Here is a 19,324-nt window from a genome sequence, read left to right on the forward strand (position 1 = left end):
TTTACCCCTTTCGAAAAGATAAATAAATTAGAAATATTTATCCTCTGATATCCATTACAAAATTAAATAATTTTTAAAGGCTTTACTATGATTTGGCTTAGGTAAAATACTGAAAATATAAGATATTAGTCGCTGATAATTTGCTAACAGCAACAATATATCTTCTTATAAAATTTCTAGCCATAACAGGGTATAAAATATCTGCTATTGTAAATAAAAACCCCCGCTTCATCAGCGGGGGTTTTTCAAGTCATCCGGGATCTTTATCTCAATTAACTATTTTTCAACAAACCAGATGCTCAAAGTAAGAGACCTGTATTTGCAAGGATTATTTAAGTAATACCATTTTCTTAATTGCAGTATTATTACCTGCAACTATTCTGTAGAAATATACACCGCTTGCAACTTTTGAGTTCATATCATTTGTTGCATCCCAGTCAACTTCATATGTACCTGCGGTGAATTTATCTTTGGTAACAACTTTTACAACACGGCCAAGTATATCAAATATAGCAATAGTTACATCTGATTCTTTTGGCAGCGAGAATTTGAACTTTGTTGTGGGGTTAAACGGGTTCGGATAATTCTGCGTGAGTTCAAATCTCTGCGGAACTTCATTTGAAAGATTTACTATACCTACTATTGCATTTCTTGATGCAACCAAAGCATCGATACAGTATTTAGCATTATGCATACCATATTCACTTCCGTCTCTGATAGAGAGGTAATTGAGGTATGCTTTTTTCATATTAAGATGATTTGGATTAAGTGTATCAGCTGCTATTAACTGCCATGCTACTGAATCAACACCGTACGGTGGTAATGCCATAGCCAGTTTTGTTAAACTGCCGGCTACTTCACCACGCCATGGCTCTATATTTCCGTCACCGTCATAATCTGCGTCAGATATAAAGTCATCAAATTTGGTTTTTCCAAAGTGACAGCTCTGGCAGGCTTTCATATGATCATAGTTAGTAGCTTCGTTATGCAGGAATAATGCATGTCCGCCGACTTTATCTCTGTTAGCTGAAGCTGTATCTGTTGGAGCCATATGGCAGGTAACGCAGGCATTCTGTAAAAATGTGAAATGCTGAGTTGACCTGTATGGTGCGCCGCCAAATGTAGCTAAGTTCTGTCCTAAGTAGATATCAGCCTGTGAATTATGATGCGGTCCCCAGTTACCGCTGGTAATTCTAGTGTTAGCATATGTCATTGTATTTCTTCTGGATTTATGGCAATCCATACAAGTTGCGCCGTTTCCAACATTCGTATAATGATAACCGTTTGCAAGTGTATCACTGCCTGCAGGTCTTGATCTTAAGTATGCATTATTACTGTTACCGTGCGGGTCATGGCAGGTTGCGCATGATACCATTTCATGGCTTGCAACGGTTTTACCGTTGGTATTTGTTCCGATACCTTTGGTAAAGTTTACATAACCCTGTCCATCATGACATCTGATACAGTTATCGAGATTATTCGTTCCGTTATTATTCTGGGCGAATGAATTGCTCCATATAACACTTGAGTGTTTTGCATTTTTCCACTGTGTGAATATCGGTGCTTGTGGCGGTGAATCATGGCACTGTCCGCAAACACCTGCGTTAACAGACTTCATGATCTTATTTGTATCTCCGCCGCCGAATACGTGTTCACTTCCGGGTCCGTGGCAGCTTTCGCATCCAACACCTGCAAAAGGCGCGAGAGTGGGGAAGCGGTTTTTAATTGTATCCCAGTTACCGGGTTTTGGAGGAGCATACGATGACCAGTTCCATCCCAGATCAACTGCTTTATCATCAAAACCATTGTTGCTTGCAACTATGTTATGATCATAACCCATTGTATGGCATTTGAAGCAGCTTGGACCGAAACCTGAATTCAATGTTGATATCCCTGTTTTGAATGATGTTGCATGTCCTGTAACTTTCCACCTGTTAAAAATATCAGTGAAAGTAGGCTGGCCGTTATGGCAGCTCATACAGTTGGGGAATGCAGCGGGAATGTTATCAAATCCGCCGGTACCAACGTAAGTTGCAGCGTATAATGTTACTGTTGTATCTTTTGAACCTGTTGATGTAACAACAGAAACCTGTACCTGGTATGTACCGGTTAAGTCAGCTTTAAATTTCTGCCAGGTCGGTAAGCCTGTTAATCCTGCAAGTGATGCAGCAGAACCTGATGGTTTTACCAGCATTGTCCATGTAGCGCTTTGGATAGCAGCAGTATCGCCGAAATTCCATGCTCTTAAATAAACATATGTACCTTTGGCAACAGATCTTAATCCGCTGGCAACAGTTGAATCTTGAGTGTAAGCAGAATTCGTAGCAAGCATTTGAGGAGTTACATATTCTGTAACTATTTTAACCCTCGGAGCTCCAATTACCAATCCGGCGCATAGAACCATAAAAAGTAAGAAAGTCCCTGTCCGTTTCATTATAATTCCTCCTGATTTATTGGTGTTTAACATTTTTGTTTTATATACAGTTGACTATTATATCATCAAATAGCGTGCCAAAAAAAGTGCCGATAAATTACATATTTTTGATTGGTTTTTTATGATGTGGGGTTTATTTACACACACTTTTGAAAATTTTGCTGAAAATGAGGTTATTTATGATTAACATCAATATGAAATATGATTTTTATCATAATTTGATATGACAAACATATTTATATTTGTATGTATAGTAACACAATAATCAAATATGATGAGTAACGAAGATATAAAAATACTGGTAGTAGATGATGAGGTTAATTCCACAATACTTTTAAAAAAAGTACTGGAAAAAAAAGGGTATGATGCTTTAACCGAAAATGATTCAAAAGCCGCAATGCAGCTGGTGGAAAATGGCGATTTTGATATTATTATATCAGATCTGCAGATGCCGGATGTAAGCGGGTTAGACCTGCTGCGCGCTAAAAAAGATGATACCCTGTTCATAATGATCACCGGATTCGGCTCAATTGACTCCGCAGTCGAAGCAATGAAGCTTGGAGCGTTTGATTATATCGGCAAGCCGTTTAACCTTGATGAATTTATACTGAAATTCGATAAGGCTGTAGAAAATATCAGGCTTAATTCACAGGTTGAAACATTACGCTCTCAGCTGGATGAAAATTCATCATTCAGCAGCATAATCGGCAAAAGCAGAAAGATGCTTCATGTGTTTGATATGATAAAAAATGTTGCAAGAACAGATGCCAATGTGCTGATTGAAGGTCAAAGCGGAACAGGTAAGGAGCTTGTTGCCAAAGCAATACATTATAACAGCAGCCGTGCAGCAGGACCGTTTATAGCAATCAACTGTTCTGCAATTCCGGATAATCTTCTTGAGAGTGAACTTTTCGGTCATACAAAAGGAGCTTATACCGGTGCGGTTGAAGCTCAAAAAGGCGTTTTTGAGCTTGCTCACGGGGGAACCCTGCTGCTTGATGAAATTGCGGAAATGCCTTTTAACCTGCAGTCAAAACTTCTCAGGGTGATTGAAACATGGGAAATTAAACCTCTTGGAAGTGATAAGGTAAAAAAAGTTGATGTAAGGCTCTTAAGCGCTACAAACCGTGTGATCAAAGAAATGATCGATGAAAAGAAATTCCGCGAGGATCTGTTTTACAGGATCGCTACAGTATCAATTTCTCTTCCATCATTAAATGAAAGAAAAGATGATATCCCTATTTTAGCAGATCATTTTATCAAAAAGATATCAGCTAAAATGAATAAGAATGCCGCTTTAAAAGGCGATGCCATTGAGGTCTTAACAAATCATAACTGGCCGGGAAATGTAAGGGAGCTTGAAAATGTAATTGAGCGCGCTGTAATTTCCAGTGATACAGATATGCTTGGCAGACATAATTTTAAATTCCTGGTTTCAAACGGTAATGAAATCGAAAATATTACTCCCGGGGGAAACCTAGAATTGAAAGACCTGGAAAAAGTTCACATCCGTAAAGTGCTTGAAGAGAACGGCTGGAACAAGCTGCAGGCAGCAAAGATATTAGGCATAGACCGCAAAACCCTTTACAAGAAGATAAAAGAGTATGAACTGGAGTGATGTATAATGTCAAACGTGAAATGTGAATCGTCAAACGTGAAGTGATAAATGGGAAACCATTACCGTTGTTGATTTTGACACCAACAACAAAATTCATTCTTCTGCCGTCATTGGTTGTTGAAAGACGCATTAACCCGGTATGCTTTTCGTGGAGTGCACTGACTATGTCAGTGCATACATCAACTCAGTTGATGCACTCCAACGAGAAGCTTTTTATGCAGCCGAATCCTTTTACTTTCTCAGATCAACACCATACATTACCCATGCTTTCATGCTTAAGAGCATATCTTTCCATCCGGCATTGTTCATTAGTGAACTGTTGATGCCTGCTTCATCATCTTTCCAGCCTTCTTCAGTAACAACTACTCTTGTTTTACCGTCAACTGTTTCAAATTCAAATGTACAGTTCAGGTCATAATCAACTTTATAAGCAGGCCACGTAAAAGATACTTTTTTATTTTCTTCGAATTCAGTAACTGTAATATCTGTTTTATGCTCACCCCATGACCACGTTATTTTATCTCCAACAGCTTTTATTGGTGCACTTGCCGCAGTTACAAAGTAACTGCTTAGGATCTCATTATCCGTAAAAGCTTTAAATACTTCTTCAATAGGTTTTGCTATCCTGACTGCTACTGTGAACTTGATCTTTTCCATTTTTGGTTTCTCCATTTTATTTTTGAAATCTATTAAATAGCTGCTCCATCCCGCTTCGTATTTTTTTACCCAGCGTTCGTAAATTTCTCTTATGGGAAGCGGGTTAATGTAATTCCACCTGTTTTTCCCTTCCCGTTTAATAATTATCAGGTTAGCTTTATGCAGAATATTGAGATGTTTCATTACACCATACCGGGTGAGTTTTTTAAAATGTTTGCACAGCTCACCGGTGGTTCTTTCCTTTTCTCTCAGCAGGTCCAGGATCTTCCTGCGTGTTTTATCAGATAAAGCTTTCCAGACAATTTCCATATATTTATATGTGACTATTTAGTCACATATAAATATAATATACCAACAATGAATTGTCAAGGTTAAAGTGGTAAGAAAATTTATTCAAAAAATGGAGATAATTCGGAAAATTTTATCCCCATCAATTCCCCTAAAAATCTGCATTTTTTGTAGAATTTTTCCACAATAAAATGTAAATAATACTAAAATTGGCTGGAAATCAACAAATTTGTGGCACGTTATTTGTATGATATATAGACAAGGTATATAAATATATGAATAATTTTAATGTACATATACTAAGCTTAAAATCGGAGATATGCTCGCTTATCAGGAAAACGCTTGATTCGGAGCATTATAAGATCACCTGTACCAGCGGTGAAATGATAAATGAAAGTTTTATTGATCGTTTTAACAATGAGGTAAACTGCCTAATTTTGGATAAAGATATTGACCCTAAATTAAGCAAACAAATTAAACTGAAATTCAGCGAGATACCAATAATCTGCCTTCCTTCACTTGGTTCAGATATCAGTGAATCGGTTAATGTAAAATATATGTCAGAACCATTTAAGCTGAGCGAGCTGAAAAAAGCAGTTGAGGAAATAGCGGAAAGGGTACAGTAAATTTTATAAATGAACAGCTATCTGAAAAATATATTTAAAATTTTCCTGCCAGTTATACTTATCAGCGGGTTGTTGATATTTGCGGACAGCTATTCAGGCTTAAAAAAATCCAGTACAGATGTTTGCCTTTCATGCCATGAAGATAAAGAACTAACCATGGAAAAGAACGGGAAGAAAATATCCCTGTTCGTAAACGGTGAAGGCTATAAAAAATCAGTTCATAACGTTGCAGAATGTGAAGATTGCCATGAGAATTATAACCCTGATGAGCTTCCTCATTCAAAAAATCCGGCTGAGGTTAACTGTATCAGCTGCCATAAAGAAGCGAAAAATATTGAAACTAATGTTCACGCCAAAGTTAAGTGTTATGACTGCCATACAAAACATGATATAAAGCCGGCAAAAGAATTTGCCAATGAACAGACTAAATCATGCTTAAGCTGCCACAAACAGAAGAACATACAGCATTACTCTGAAAGTATTCATGCAAAGAACAATGTAACATGTGAAAGCTGTCACGGCGGAGGACATACTGTTAAGAAAATCGCCAAACATGAAGTTACCGCAACATGCGGAAAGTGTCATGGCGACCATGAAAAGAATTTTAAGAACAGCATTCACATGACTGTTTTGAACAAAGGCAACCAGAATGCGCCAACCTGTACTGACTGCCATGGTTCACATAAGATAATACGCGGCAAAATATCGGTGGAATCACAGGCATGCTTAGAGTGCCATCTTGATGAGAAAAAATTCCCGGGCGAAGAAAAAGGCTCAGCGAAATTCGTTCAGCATTACAAAACCAGCATTCATGCAGCAGTTGAAAAAGACGGATTGCTTGAAGCTGCCGGTTGTGTTGACTGCCACGGAAACCATATGATACAGGAGCCTAATAATCCGAAAGCTTCCACAAACCGGGCTAAGCTGATGGAAACCTGCGGAAAGTGCCACAAAGAAACAGTTGAGCATTTCAAAAAATCAAAACACGGGCAGGAACTTTTAAAAGGAAGCGATAAAGCCCCCACATGTACTGATTGCCACGGTGAGCATGATATACAGTCAACACTGCTTTCCAACGATTTTTCGAAGATAAATCTAACAGATAAATGTTTAAGCTGCCATAAGGATGGCAAGATACCGCATAAGAATTATAAAGGCGAAGAAGAGTTAATAACCGGATACCAGAACAGTATTCATTACCTGGCGTTAAAGGATGGAAATTTTGATGCACCGACCTGTTACCAGTGCCATGGTGCACATGAAATGGAAAGCGCAAATGATCCCAACAGCAGGATAAGCAAGAAAAATATAGCTAAAACATGCGGTCAGTCTGGATGTCATACAAACCAGCTTGCGGATTTTAACGGAAGCATTCATGAAATAGGGGTAAGCAAAGATAATAAAGACGCTCCAACCTGTAATAACTGCCATGGAAATCACGGAATTATTACAAAGAATGTTGATAACAAGCTTCAGAAATCCAGGGATATTATTACGCTCTGTTCAAACTGCCACAGCTCTGTTGAGCTTGTTGAAAGAAATGACCTTCCAACACAGGTATCAGAGACATTCAGTGAAAGCTTTCACGGGCTGGCTATCAGGGGCGGAGGTAAGGAAGCTGCGAACTGCGAAAGCTGCCATGGTAATCATAACGTAAGGCCTTCAACTGATTCTTTATCAACAATTCATAAAAAGTATTTGCCGCAAACTTGTGGTAAATGTCATCCCGGAGCAACCGAGGTATTGTTTAGTAAAAAGATACATTTGACAAATCTTGAAGAAGATTCACCTGCTGTGTTCTGGATCACAAGAATTTACATGTTCATGATATTCGGATTGATAGGTTTTATGGTGTTCCATAATATTCTTGACTACAGAAGAAAATGGCAGCACAGGAAACAGCACGGGAAAAAGAAAAAATGAGCGGGAAAGATAAAATAAAGGTACAGGAAAGTTTTGAAGATATAAAATATCTCAGAATGAGCTTTAATGAAAGGGTTCAGCATTTCCTTTTATTTACAAGCTTTATTACTCTGATCCTAACCGGTTTCGGACTTAAATTTCCTGAAGCCTTCTGGGTAAAATGGATAGTATATATAATTGGCGATAATGCATTTGAAGCAAGGGGAATAGTTCACAGAATAGCATCCCTGGTAATGATAGGTGCATCTGTTTATCATTTATACTATATATTATTTGTTCCGCGCGGTAAACAGCTGGTCAGGGACTTTCTGCCATGCAAACAGGACCTTATAGATTTTAAGGATTCCATGCTTTACCTGATAGGGAGATCTGATGTAAAGCCAAGGCTCGGAAGGTTCAGCTACATAGAAAAAATGGAATACTGGGCTGTAGTGTGGGGTACTGTGATAATGAGCGCAACGGGTTTTATACTGTGGTTCGAAAATACATTTTTAAAGATAGTAGGCACCGAAGGAATGGAAGTTTCTACTGCTATTCATTATTACGAAGCTATACTTGCTTCGCTGGCAATTCTTGTTTGGCATTTTTACTTTATATTTATAAACCCGGATGTTGCACCAATGAATAAAGCCTGGTCAAAAGGGTATTTAACCCGTGAACAGATGGAGCATGAACATCCTTTAGAGCTTGAAGAGCTTGAAAGAAAAGCTGCTGACGAAAAAGCCGCAGCAGAAGCAGAAAAAGCTGCAGCGGAAGCTGAAAAAGAAAAAAAAGCAATTAAAGCAAACGAAGAAAAAGAGAACAAAGCGGAAGAAAATAATTCTGATTCAAAAAAATAAAATTACTAATCGCAGTAAAATCTGAAATTATGAGTGAAGAAACTAAAGCAGAAACACCATCAGAAAAGCCGAAAGAGCTAAAGCAAGTCAGGTTCTTTAAAAAGGTGAGAGGATTAAAAAGATTTTTCCTGTTTACCGGTATTTACCTCGGATTATTCCTGATACTTTTGGCAGGTTCTGCTGAATATACTTCCCGGCCGGCTTTTTGCCCGACCTGTCATTACATGGAGTCATTCTATCAAAGCTGGCGAACCTCAGCTCATAACAAAGTAGATTGCGTAGAATGTCATTTTGAACCGGGAATTTCAGGAACTGTTCGCGGTAAGCTGAACGGATTAGTGCAGATAGTGAGCTATGTATCACAATCATACAAAAAGCGCAAACCATGGGCAGAAATTCCGGATAACACATGCGCGCGTTCCGGCTGCCATGAAATGCAGAATATAAAAGATTCAACTTACAATTTTAAGGGTGTTCAGTTCAGCCATAAGAATCACCTGCAGGAACAGCGCAGGGGCAAAACACTTAAATGTACAAGCTGTCACTCACAGGTTGTGCAGGGTTCTCACATTGAAGTTACTGAAGCAACCTGTTTTACCTGTCACTTCAAGAAATCAGATGATCCGGAGCATAAATATGATAAGCTTGCTGACTGCAATACATGCCACAGCTGGGAAAATAAATCAAAAGAAGAAATGGCAAGCTTCAGGTATGACCATACATCAGTCCGGGATAACAAGTTTGCATGTTTGGATTGCCATTCAAACACAGTTTCAGGCAAAGGTGATGTTGGCAAGGAAAGGTGCTTCCAGTGTCATTTTGAAACCGAACGGCTTGAAAAGATGACAGATATTAAGCTGATGCATGAAACACACATCAAAAAGCACAGCATGAAATGTTTTACATGTCATAACCAGATAGACCATAAAGTTCAGAAGATGGATCCGACTGCACCGCCGGACTGCCAGAGCTGCCACACCAATGCTCACACACAAATGGTGAGTTTATACACAGGTGAGAACGGATTTAATGTGGAAAAATCACCCAGCGCAATGTTCATGAACGGTATCAACTGCCGCGGCTGTCATGTATTCCATGAAATGGACAGGATGGATATAAACACATCCAAATCAGGAGGTAAAGCCTGTGAAAAATGCCACGGCAAAGGTTATGATAAGCTTATAGAACAATGGAAAGCCGGAACAGTAAAAAGAGTGGCATCAATTAATTCGATCTATAAAAATGTGATGCCGATAATTTCAAAAAGCACAAGCGATAAAAAGCCGCAGGCTGAAGAAATGATGAGACAGGCTGAACATAATATTAAGATAGTAGAAATAGGAAAAAGCGTTCATAATATCCAGTTTGCTGATAAGCTGTTGATAGGCGCTTATGGTTTGATGAAAAATGCTCTTTCAACAATAGGGGCAGCAAATTCATTGCCGGTATTTACATCAGCTTCAGAATTTATACCGAATGAATGCTACAGCTGCCACTCAGGAATACAGGAAATAAATGTGAAGAAGTTCGATATGAATTTTTCACATAACAAGCATATAATAGATAATAAAATATCATGTAATAAGTGTCACTCAAATGAACAGAAGCACGGGACTACTATTATCACCGAACAGGGCTGTAATAACTGTCATCACTCAGCCAGCAAAACCAATGAAAGCTGTGTAAAATGTCATAAATTCCAGGAACAGGTATATAACGGAAATGTATTCGGAAAGAACCAGCCTGATTTTATGAAAACTGCGGGTGCAGGCTGCGGTGACTGTCACTTAAATGCTGATAAAGTTGTAAAACCCGATAAAATGATATGCTTAAAATGCCACGAAGCCGGTTATGACGACCAAATGGGAGAGTGGAAAGCGGATGTTAAGAAAATTTCTGCTGAGCTTGGAGAGCTAATTCAGAAAGCAAAAACTATGGAGCTGGGCAATGAAGAAAAAGCTGAAGTCGAAGATGCTAAAAAGATCCTGAACCAGATAACATCACATCCGAGCATTTACGTGCATAATTATGACCTGATAACCACAGTACTTAATGAAAAGAAAAAGAAGCTTAAGAACTTCGTTAAATAAAGAAATTTAAAAAATAAATAATTAAATTAACATAAATAAATCATTAACAATTAATTGTTGAAGAGGTAAATAAAATGAGAACAAAAATTTCAATAGCGGTATTGGCAGTTATTGTATTTGCTGCATACAGCTTTACATTTTTTGAGTATGCGCATAAAGCAGCAGCCGGAAAATATGTAGGCGTACAGACCTGTGTTGGCGCATGCCATAAAACAGATGCCCAGGGAAAACAGCTTGATATCTGGCAGAACAGCAAACACTCTAATGCTTTTAAAGTGCTGCAGACCCCTGAAGCTGACAAAATTGCAAAAGATAAAGGATTCACAACACCGGCAGCAGAAACCCCGGCTTGCTTAAAGTGCCATGTATTGGGCAAAGATATTGATCCAACAGAGCTTGAATCAACATTCAGCAAAGAAGACGGCGTTCAGTGTGAAACATGCCACGGTGCAGGTTCAGAATATAAAAAGCTTTCTATAATGAAAGATAAGGAAAAATCAAAAGAGAACGGTTTGATAGTTCACGATGATAAAGCAGCATTCTGCACAGGCTGTCATAATTCAGAAAGCCCGACATTCAAGAGCTTTAATTATGATGAAATGTGGCCGAAAATTCAGCACAGCAAACCTCAGTAAGCTGCTTAAAACGTATAATTAAAAGATAAATTACAGGAAAGATACAGAACGTTTCTATAAATAAAATATAAAATGAAACCTAAACTATTGCCGCTGATAGTCATTTTGATACTTGGAGGCAGTATCTATGCGCAATCAGTAAATTTCAGGTTCAATAATTATTTTTATGCATGGCAAAGGATAGACAGCCTTTCCAATGAGTCAAGCGCAAAAACAACCCACTTTCGCGGTTACCAGAATTATCTTCTGGAAGTAAAGGGCACGCAGTGGAGCTTTAACACTTTAGCCCAGACCGAAGAGGATATAATTGCCAAATCAGGAAGAGGATTTGCATACAGGTTTTATAACGCGTATGTAAAAGGATCGAACCTTTTTGGCGTGCTTGATGTAAAGCTTGGAAGGCAAAGCATCTTTGCCGGCACAGGCCGGGGAACACTTGACGGATTAAACCTGAAAGTTAAAGCCGGAAAGTTCAAAGAGTACCAGTTCACATTGTATGGAGGCGCCCTCGCTCCGTACACTTATGAATTCAATAATTACCCCGAGATAAAGAATAATTACCATTTCGGGGGAATGTTCAGCTATTACGGTGTTAAAGACCTGATGGCTTCAGTAAGCTATTCGCACAAAAAACGCACTCCTGAATCTTACACAACTTTCAGGGCTGACAGCGTTTACAATCTTGTAGAAAGGACCATTACATTTGAAGGTCCCGCCGAACAGCTAATTGGCCTAGATCTTAATTACACATACCTGGCTAAGCATAACTTCTTTGCAAAAGCTTATTTTGATCTGACCCAGAAAAAGCTTTACCGGGCAGAAGCTAATGTAAGGATACAGATAAACAATGAGCTTAGAGGCTTTATAGAATATATGTACAGGGAACCGCACTATAATTATAACAGTATTTTCTGGGTATTTAACTATAACCAGAACCAGGAAATAGCAGGCGGACTTGATTATACTTTAAAGAACGGGATAAACATTTACGGAAGAGCCGGTGTGGTATTATATAAAAAGAGTGAAATTAACCAAAGCAGTCCCGGTGAAACCAAGAATAATTCAATTAAAATTCAGGCAGGTTTCTCGCATCCGAACTACGGATTGAATTTTACAAGGTATATGGGTTATTCGGGTGAATCAGACGGAGTCTCTGCATATATCCAGAAAGATATATATAAAGATAAAGTATCCGGTTCAGCATCGGTTAATTATTCAAATTATAAGCTGGGTGACTACGAAGTGGATAAAGTAAACGCTTTCAGCGGTCAGCTTGGTATTACATACAGACCCATGCCGCAATTTTCTGTGGATGTGCAGGGGCAGTTCTTAATTAACAGGATCTATAAATCTGACGCAAGATGCCTGGTAGGTTTCAGCTACTGGCTGTTTAAGAAATTATAAGGAAAAAGTGAAATGAAAATAACTAAACTATATATATTTCTTATTGCAGGGCTTTTAATATTTTTAAGCTCAACAGCATATCTTGTTAAAGATTCCAAAAGCCTGAATAAGAATTCAGTATCAAAAGTATTTGCAGATTCAAAAAACGAAGCTGTAAGATATGATAACAGCAAAATCATCAAGTTCGATCATAAGCTGCATGTAAAAGATGCAGGCGTAAAATGTGAAGATTGCCATGCAGGCGCAGTTAACAGTATTTCTTCCAAAGATAACCTGAACCCGAAGAAAGAAAACTGCTCAGGCTGCCACGATGTGAAAGATGAGAAGACATGTAACCTCTGTCATTACGAGGGAGTTTACAAAAAGCTTAAAACAAATAAAACCGAGCTGATTTTTTCTCATAAGCAGCATATAGATACAGAAAAGAAACAGTGTATTGATTGCCACCAGGGACTTGATAACGTAAAATATTCAAAAGAAGTCACAGCTTCGGGAATGCCTTCAATGGAAAGCTGCTACAGCTGCCACAATACTCAAAAGGCTTCAAATAATTGTGAAAGCTGCCACAGCAATCTGACAAACTTAACGCCGGCAAATCACCGCAGTCCTAATTTTTTGAATGAACATAAGCTCAGCGATATTTCCAGCGGAAAGAACAACTGTATGATGTGCCACAGCGATAATCTTTGCCAGGCTTGTCATTCACCGGTTGGTTTCAATGGAAATAATACCAAACAGGGATTCTATGCGCCGTATTATACAAAAGAAACCGGTGTAAGAACTGACAGAACAGCGCTGCAAAAGCTTACAACAGCTCACTCATTGAATTATAAATTCATGCACGGACTTGACGCCAACCAGAAAAGCTTTGAATGCAAAACATGCCATGAACAAAGTACATTCTGTGCTGAGTGTCACCAGAACGGCGGGGAGCTGGTATCCGGTTTTGCACCCACATCGCACCAGGTTGCAGGATTTACCACATTCGGCGTAAATACCGGAGGCGGGCTGCATTCAGACCTGGCTAAAAAAGATATCGAGTCATGCGCATCATGCCATGATGTAGAAGGCAGAGACCCGGTATGCGTTAAATGCCATTTTGATAATGATGGTGTGAAGGGTACAAATCCGAAAACACATGAATCAGGATTTATGAGAGATGAAAAGGGCATTTGGCACGATACTGAAGGGGCTAACTGCTACAGCTGTCATACAGATGCGAATGCAAAACCTAACGGTATTGCAGGCAGGGGATTCTGCGGCTACTGTCATGAAAGCACGGGTTCTGATAAGTTCAAGTTAAGATAAAAGTTACAAAAAATATAAATTTCACCTGAAATGAAAAAGATAATATTGTTTTACGGATTATTCATTACTTTTCTTGCATCCGTATTATTATACCAGGGATGCAGTGAGCTTGATAATAGCGTAACACTTGCCCCGGAAATAAGAACGCACGGGGAAGGATGGAGTAATCCGGGTTCCGGTAATTTTCACGGAAGCTATATAGCTTCCACTAAATGGAACCTTGGGCAATGCAAAACCTGCCATGGGGGCGACTATTCCGGCGGAACTTCAGGCTCTACCTGTTTAGGCTGCCATACAGGCAGCGGCGGACCTGAAAACTGCAGGCTATGCCATGGCAACAGCGATCATGCAAATCCGCCCAGCGCGCTTAACGGTGATACTTCTGTGAGCTCTATTGGTGTAGGTGTTCATATGAGCCACAGGTATTCTGTTTACGGCGCTGCACTAAGCTGTGAAGACTGCCACAGGGATATTAACGGTTTTGATGACCCGAATCATATCGGACCGGATGCAGATGGTATTGCTGAAATAGTATTTGGCACAAGGGCCTACGATACTTTAGGCGGACCGATCAGACCGGACCCGACATGGAACAGAAGCACTGCAACATGTTCCAATGTTTACTGCCACGGTACATTTAAAGAAGGCAATGTAAATGCAGTTGGTGTGTGGACAAATCCGGGAAGTGTTGTATGCGGAACTTGTCACGGGGATCCTAACACAGGGAATCCGACGCCGCAGGTAAACGGTGTAATTACACCGCCGCACTATTCATTTATGAATAGTACAACCTGTTATATTTGTCATAGTTCCGTGATGAATCCTTCGGGACAGATAATTGATAAGGAACTTCATATTAACGGAGAAGTAAATTATTAAGTAAGTTGAATTATGTCACCCTTTGTTTATTTCAAAGGGTGACAATAATTTTTCTTACAACTGAACTTGCATTCATCACAGGTGCAAATTCACAGGCTGTACCAGTTGAATGCATAACTTGCTATAATCTCAAAATAAAAACGGGGTGATTCCTGATTAGGAGTCACCCTGTTTAATTATAGTTCAGTTTATTGAATGTATATTTTAGTTTTGATAAGGTTTATCATTAGATTAATAAATATAATTTACCTCCTCCATGAATTGTTAGGGCAATTGTTGTTTCTGTAGTTATTATTAGGGCAATCTCCATTATAGTATCTGCCGTTACCTTTTCCGTTTCCTCTTCCTTTACCTTTGCCGTCACACTTTCCGCAGCAGTTGTTATTATTTGAATTCTTGGCAAGTATGATTTTGTCAAAATCTTCTTTTGCCAAAACCAGCGGCGAATATTCAACACCGTTAGCACTTAAATTCCTTACAAAAGCCCTGAGATGGTTTTCAGAGCCAAATCTTAAATAATCATAGGTCTCTTTTATATCTTTATTTTCTGTAATTTTAAGCTGTTTATCAAGATCTGCAATATCGGTTTCTTCAATCAATGCACCGGCTTTTAATGCATCAACCAGTGATAAATTACCCTGTTCAATAAGTTTTGTGTAAAGTGATTTCAGCTCTGAATTAGTAAAACTACCGGTTTCATCTGAAATTACCGGGTCATCAATGCTGTATTTTGCCAGCAGGTCTTTCATAAGGTCCATATGAGTTTGTTCAGCCTGCTTTATATTCCTGAAAGGTTTTATGCTGTATTTAGAATACATCATTGTATAAACATCACGGGCCAGCTTTTCTTCCTCACGCATATACTTTATACTTTCGCGCTCATCATCTGTAACTGAAGAGCCGTTAAATACTGCAGGAATAACTTTATTTATTGTATTTGGTTCTGCGGAAAAAAAGCTTAAGGCTGCGGATATGGATGAGATGAGTGCAAGAGCCATGATAATAATTATCTTATTTTTCATGACTTTGTATTTTGTTGTTGAATGTTTTAAATCACTCTTATACAAAAATAATACAGAAATTCCGGAATCATACCGGTTTAATTGTAAATGATTGTAACATAAGAGATCTTATTATTTAAAAATAATGTCGAAATTAATAGTTGAAATAAAAAAGGAGATATCATTTCTGATATCTCCTGAATAATTCCTTATTTGTTTATTTAACTAAACTTCCTCTTCTTCTTCTTTGTGCTGATGTTTTTTACTGTGATGAGCTTTGCCGTTCCCGTTAGTGTGGCTGCCGTTTGAATTCAAATGCTCCGCTTTGCGTGTTTCAGATTTTATTCTTCTGTGCCTGGCTAATAGTGAGAGGTAAAATCCTAATACCATCACAATAGTACCGCCCCATACAAGGTTAATAAACGGCTTAACGCTTGCTGTTAATATCAGGGTTTCAGGGGCGCCCTGTTCTTCCTGCATCTTGTGGCTATCAATAACCGCAATATCTACAGTGGATTCAGTTTCGACGCTCATTTTTGTGAAGTAGAAAGTATAATGATCATTGCCGGGAAGCTGTACCGGTATAGGATTGCTGCCGTTCTGTGACATTTCCTGTTCTGCAATTATCTTTTCAGTTTTACCGTTCACAGTTACTTCCAGCTCAGCTCCCATTATATTCATCTTGCCGGCTTCCATTTCTTCACGGTTGAATTTAGAGCGGTCAAAATCAACGAACCTGATCTTCATCCCGTTGATTTCTTTTTCTTCACCTTTTTTGAATGAGTGAATATCATTCGGTGTGAACTGGCCGGGCTCTTCGAGAGCCATTGGCGAGAGATACAGATCTTTGGTAACTAAATTGGCAATATCCGGATTTTTCATAATGCCTTCTGAGTATTCACTGTAATACATTACCGGCTGAAGCAGAAATGCATTATCATCTTTCTGCACTATAACATTAAAATGATATTTTTCTTTGTCACCCGGAATTTCTGTAGCTCCTTTATAGGTCAATACATATCCATCAAGCACCTGTTTTGGCTCTCCCAGCGGAAGAGAGACGTTCTCTTCAACTGAATACCTTGCTGAACCAATAACACCTAGGAATAAAAGCATCAAGCCCATATGCGCAATATATGCGCCGGCTTTGGTTTTGTTCTTTTTAAATATTGTATATGCAATTTCTCCGTTAATAAACACTGCGAAAAATGAAGCTGCGGCAAGCAGCGCCATGAGGAAATCTCTAACCCCAAGAATTACAAGAGTAATTGTTACAGCCGCTGTAAAACCAAGCGGTAAATATAAACTTTTAAAGAAGGATTTTTCATCAGAATGTTTCCATCTGAGTAAGATACTGATACCGTTTATTGCCGCTATCAGAATTGCGAGTGGGAGGTTCATTCTGTTGTAAAAATCAGGTTCAACAGTACCTTTACTGATTATCGGCCAGCTTGTACCTACTGCAATAACAAGCGCTGTAGCGCATATTGTGATCGCGCCTACAAATAAAGCTGACTCTCTTGAAAGCAGGTTGACCTGTCCTTCGGATTTTTCTGTTTTTAAGCTTTTAAACCTGAAGCCAATAAGTGCTAGTCCGCCGCCTGCGAATAAGCCCAGAAATACGATAAGGAATAAATATACTTCCTGACCCGGGTCAACAAATGAATGTACTGAGGCATCTCCTAAAACTCCGCTTCTGGTTAAGAATGTGGAATAGAGTACCATTCCAAATGCCAGAACACATAGAATAAGGCTTGTTCTTTTATATTTGCCGACTTTTTCTTCGGCTACCATAGTATGAATTGCGCCTATAATTAACAGCCAGGGAACAAAAGATGAATTCTCAACAGGATCCCATGCCCAGTAACCGCCCCAGCCTAAAACACCGTATGCCCAGTAACCGCCAAGCATAATGCCCAGCCCAAGTATCATACCGCCGAAAAGCGTCCATGGAAGAGCAAGCTTCATCCATTTATCATAGCGGTTCTTTATGAGTGCAGCTATTGCGAAGCTGAATGGTATTGCCAGTGAAGTGAATCCCAAAAACAGTATCGGCGGATGAATTGACATCCAGAAATTCTGCAGCAGGGGATTTAAGCCTCTGCCATCTTCCGGTATAAAACCGACCTGAACATCGGCAGGGAAAGATTGCCATACAAATAAATAAGGTGATTTTATTATCATAATAAACAGCAGAAAAGCTGAAACCAGAGTGAATGTACCCATTGTAAGAGGCTCGTATTTATCATTGGGCATATTGTCCTGCAGCTTCTCTGAATCTCTGTTTGCCAGGTATGGAAGCAGGAACACTCCCAAAATCGCCATTAGGAACGCCCACAAATGGAAGCTGCCTTCCTGTCCGGCATAGAATGTTGCTATCAGCAGGTTCCATGGCAGGTCACGGGAAGAATAATTCCAGACGTATGTGTACTGGAACTGGTGCGTCATAATAAGATAGAGCAGGAACGCAGTTGATGAAATTGTTAAAACGGCAGAAACATGAAACAGCATCCTTGCCTGTTTAATGTATTTTGCAGTGCCTCCTGCGGAAAGGAAGTAAAGAATTGATGATAATAAGGCACCTGCAAATGCACCGTAGATTAAATATGGTCCCATTGTGTTATAATTTTGTTTGAATCATTAAATTGTGAAAATTAATTTTCTTTTTGTAATTTGTTTACTTTACTGCCTAAATTTTTGAGGTAAAGAAAAATTCCAGCCCAAATGATGAGGATTATCGCAAGTAACCCGTAAAACTGGTAAGTATTTAAAAAATTATATAATCCGTCCATAAAAAATAAAATTTAACATTAAAAATTTTTAATTTGGTATCGGCATTCCCATAGACTGGTAAATATCTTCGATCTGCTTTTTGTTTTCCATAGCTTCAGCATTTTTGGGGTCTATTTCAAGCACCTTGTTATAACGCTGCAGAGCCGGTTTATATTTTTTCTTGGGCGAAAGATTTGCTTCGAACATCAGGTAATTAGCCGCACCCATTTGTTTTGTTATATATTCTTTCTTATCCGCATCCGATTTTGACTTCAAATATTTCGCTTCAGCATCATCGGCAGCTTTCATCATTTCTACAGCTTTAGTATCACCCTGGGTATCGTTTTGCGAATCAGTGTTATTTTTACCAAGATTTCTGTGTATTGAATCATCAGGCATTTGATTTTTATCAACCTGCTGCTGCTGATTCTGCTGTGGTTTCTGGTTGTTCAGTAGCTCCTTAGGTACCTCTTTGGTGCAGGAAGCTAAAAGAACTGTCATTAAAGCAAAAGCTGATAATTTTATTATTGTATGGAACATTTTAAAATAAGTTAATTTGAAATTTTTATAATATAATGTAATTAAAAACTTTTAAAAATGCTTAAATAATGCAAAAATTCTCAAAATTATCCAAAACTGTGGATAAAAATCATATACAAACATAATATATAGTGGAGTTAACTAAAATGATTTAAATCATATAATGAATTTATAACAGGAATGATTTTTCAGAGAAAATTTACTGATAAACAGTTATGTATTTGTAAACAATTTTTCAGCATATTAGTTCAGAAAATATTTAGCATTGTAAACACTCAAAAATCAGTTTATTTTGCTGTGAAATAGTTAT

The 19,324-nt window shown here is 38.6% G+C and carries 15 protein-coding genes; 9 read left to right on the plus strand and 6 right to left on the minus strand.

Features of this window, described 5'->3' with window-relative positions; genetic code table 11:
• Positions 1–328: 328 nt before the first annotated feature.
• A complete protein-coding gene (locus tag J0M37_08285) occupies positions 329–2,434 on the minus strand; it encodes a T9SS type A sorting domain-containing protein (protein ID MBN8585080.1) in 2,106 nt (701 codons plus the stop codon).
• Positions 2,435–2,705: 271 nt separating this feature from the next.
• On the opposite strand from J0M37_08285, the gene J0M37_08290 reads away from it, so the two are divergent.
• Positions 2,706–4,052, plus strand: a complete 1,347-nt coding sequence (locus J0M37_08290; protein MBN8585081.1) for a sigma-54-dependent Fis family transcriptional regulator — start codon at positions 2,706–2,708, stop codon at positions 4,050–4,052.
• Positions 4,053–4,283: 231 nt separating this feature from the next.
• Here the strand turns inward: J0M37_08290 and J0M37_08295 are convergent, their stop codons facing one another.
• On the minus strand, positions 4,284–5,018 hold the full coding sequence (locus J0M37_08295; protein ID MBN8585082.1) for an SRPBCC domain-containing protein: 735 nt from the start codon (positions 5,016–5,018) through the stop codon (positions 4,284–4,286).
• A gap of 254 nt (positions 5,019–5,272) precedes the next feature.
• On the opposite strand from J0M37_08295, the gene J0M37_08300 reads away from it, so the two are divergent.
• From J0M37_08300 to J0M37_08335, 8 genes are all read left to right on the plus strand, one after another.
• Positions 5,273–5,623, plus strand: a complete 351-nt coding sequence (locus J0M37_08300; protein MBN8585083.1) for a hypothetical protein — start codon at positions 5,273–5,275, stop codon at positions 5,621–5,623.
• Positions 5,624–5,632: 9 nt separating this feature from the next.
• Positions 5,633–7,546 (plus strand): cytochrome c3 family protein, encoded by a 1,914-nt coding sequence (locus J0M37_08305; protein ID MBN8585084.1) that lies wholly within the window; start codon positions 5,633–5,635, stop codon positions 7,544–7,546.
• Positions 7,507–8,385: a cytochrome b/b6 domain-containing protein gene (locus J0M37_08310; protein ID MBN8585085.1), complete on the plus strand. Its 879-nt coding sequence runs from the start codon at positions 7,507–7,509 to the stop codon at positions 8,383–8,385. Before J0M37_08305 ends, J0M37_08310 begins: the two co-directional genes overlap by 40 nt.
• Positions 8,386–8,414: 29 nt before the next feature.
• Positions 8,415–10,475, plus strand: coding sequence for a cytochrome c3 family protein (locus J0M37_08315; protein ID MBN8585086.1), 2,061 nt, complete (start codon positions 8,415–8,417; stop codon positions 10,473–10,475).
• 74 nt (positions 10,476–10,549) lie between these two features.
• Positions 10,550–11,110 (plus strand): cytochrome C554, encoded by a 561-nt coding sequence (locus J0M37_08320; protein ID MBN8585087.1) that lies wholly within the window; start codon positions 10,550–10,552, stop codon positions 11,108–11,110.
• Positions 11,111–11,182: 72 nt separating this feature from the next.
• Complete coding sequence (locus tag J0M37_08325) at positions 11,183–12,514, plus strand: hypothetical protein (GenBank protein MBN8585088.1); 1,332 nt, start codon at positions 11,183–11,185, stop codon at positions 12,512–12,514.
• 12 nt (positions 12,515–12,526) lie between these two features.
• A complete protein-coding gene (locus tag J0M37_08330) occupies positions 12,527–13,822 on the plus strand; it encodes a cytochrome C (GenBank protein MBN8585089.1) in 1,296 nt (431 codons plus the stop codon).
• Between the two features lie 30 nt (positions 13,823–13,852).
• Positions 13,853–14,701 (plus strand): CxxxxCH/CxxCH domain-containing protein, encoded by an 849-nt coding sequence (locus tag J0M37_08335; protein MBN8585090.1) that lies wholly within the window; start codon positions 13,853–13,855, stop codon positions 14,699–14,701.
• A 245-nt stretch (positions 14,702–14,946) separates the two neighbouring features.
• Here the strand turns inward: J0M37_08335 and J0M37_08340 are convergent, their stop codons facing one another.
• The 4 genes from J0M37_08340 to J0M37_08355 form a co-directional block, all read right to left on the minus strand.
• Positions 14,947–15,699 carry a DUF2202 domain-containing protein gene (locus tag J0M37_08340; GenBank protein ID MBN8585091.1) on the minus strand — a complete coding sequence of 251 codons (753 nt, stop codon included), beginning with the start codon at positions 15,697–15,699 and terminating at the stop codon, positions 14,947–14,949.
• A gap of 228 nt (positions 15,700–15,927) precedes the next feature.
• The gene (gene ccsA, locus J0M37_08345) at positions 15,928–18,318 is read right to left on the minus strand and encodes a cytochrome c biogenesis protein CcsA (GenBank protein MBN8585092.1); all 2,391 of its coding nucleotides are present in this window, start codon (positions 18,316–18,318) and stop codon (positions 15,928–15,930) included.
• 38 nt (positions 18,319–18,356) lie between these two features.
• A complete protein-coding gene (locus tag J0M37_08350) occupies positions 18,357–18,494 on the minus strand; it encodes a CcmD family protein (protein ID MBN8585093.1) in 138 nt (45 codons plus the stop codon).
• Positions 18,495–18,522: 28 nt separating this feature from the next.
• Positions 18,523–19,014 carry a hypothetical protein gene (locus J0M37_08355; protein MBN8585094.1) on the minus strand — a complete coding sequence of 164 codons (492 nt, stop codon included), beginning with the start codon at positions 19,012–19,014 and terminating at the stop codon, positions 18,523–18,525.
• Positions 19,015–19,324: the final 310 nt, after the last annotated feature.

The sequence above is a fragment of the Ignavibacteria bacterium genome (genome assembly GCA_017303675.1).
Lineage (GTDB): Bacteria > Bacteroidota > Ignavibacteria > Tepidaquicellales > OLB5 > OLB5.

Bases quoted from the DNA above. Each gene is read 5' to 3' on its own strand.
- J0M37_08340 (MBN8585091.1), bottom strand. From the start codon at position 15,699: ATGGCTCTTGCACTCATCTCATCCATATCCGCAGCCTTAAGCTTTTTT.
- J0M37_08330 (MBN8585089.1), top strand. From the start codon at position 12,527: ATGAAAATAACTAAACTATATATATTTCTTATTGCAGGGCTTTTAATA.
- J0M37_08290 (MBN8585081.1), top strand. From the start codon at position 2,706: ATGATGAGTAACGAAGATATAAAAATACTGGTAGTAGATGATGAGGTT.
- J0M37_08355 (MBN8585094.1), bottom strand. From the start codon at position 19,014: ATGTTCCATACAATAATAAAATTATCAGCTTTTGCTTTAATGACAGTT.
- J0M37_08295 (MBN8585082.1), bottom strand. From the start codon at position 5,018: ATGGAAATTGTCTGGAAAGCTTTATCTGATAAAACACGCAGGAAGATC.
- J0M37_08350 (MBN8585093.1), bottom strand. From the start codon at position 18,494: ATGGACGGATTATATAATTTTTTAAATACTTACCAGTTTTACGGGTTA.
- J0M37_08315 (MBN8585086.1), top strand. From the start codon at position 8,415: ATGAGTGAAGAAACTAAAGCAGAAACACCATCAGAAAAGCCGAAAGAG.
- ccsA (MBN8585092.1), bottom strand. From the start codon at position 18,318: ATGGGACCATATTTAATCTACGGTGCATTTGCAGGTGCCTTATTATCA.
- J0M37_08300 (MBN8585083.1), top strand. From the start codon at position 5,273: ATGAATAATTTTAATGTACATATACTAAGCTTAAAATCGGAGATATGC.
- J0M37_08310 (MBN8585085.1), top strand. From the start codon at position 7,507: ATGGCAGCACAGGAAACAGCACGGGAAAAAGAAAAAATGAGCGGGAAA.
- J0M37_08305 (MBN8585084.1), top strand. From the start codon at position 5,633: ATGAACAGCTATCTGAAAAATATATTTAAAATTTTCCTGCCAGTTATA.
- J0M37_08335 (MBN8585090.1), top strand. From the start codon at position 13,853: ATGAAAAAGATAATATTGTTTTACGGATTATTCATTACTTTTCTTGCA.
- J0M37_08320 (MBN8585087.1), top strand. From the start codon at position 10,550: ATGAGAACAAAAATTTCAATAGCGGTATTGGCAGTTATTGTATTTGCT.
- J0M37_08285 (MBN8585080.1), bottom strand. From the start codon at position 2,434: ATGAAACGGACAGGGACTTTCTTACTTTTTATGGTTCTATGCGCCGGA.
- J0M37_08325 (MBN8585088.1), top strand. From the start codon at position 11,183: ATGAAACCTAAACTATTGCCGCTGATAGTCATTTTGATACTTGGAGGC.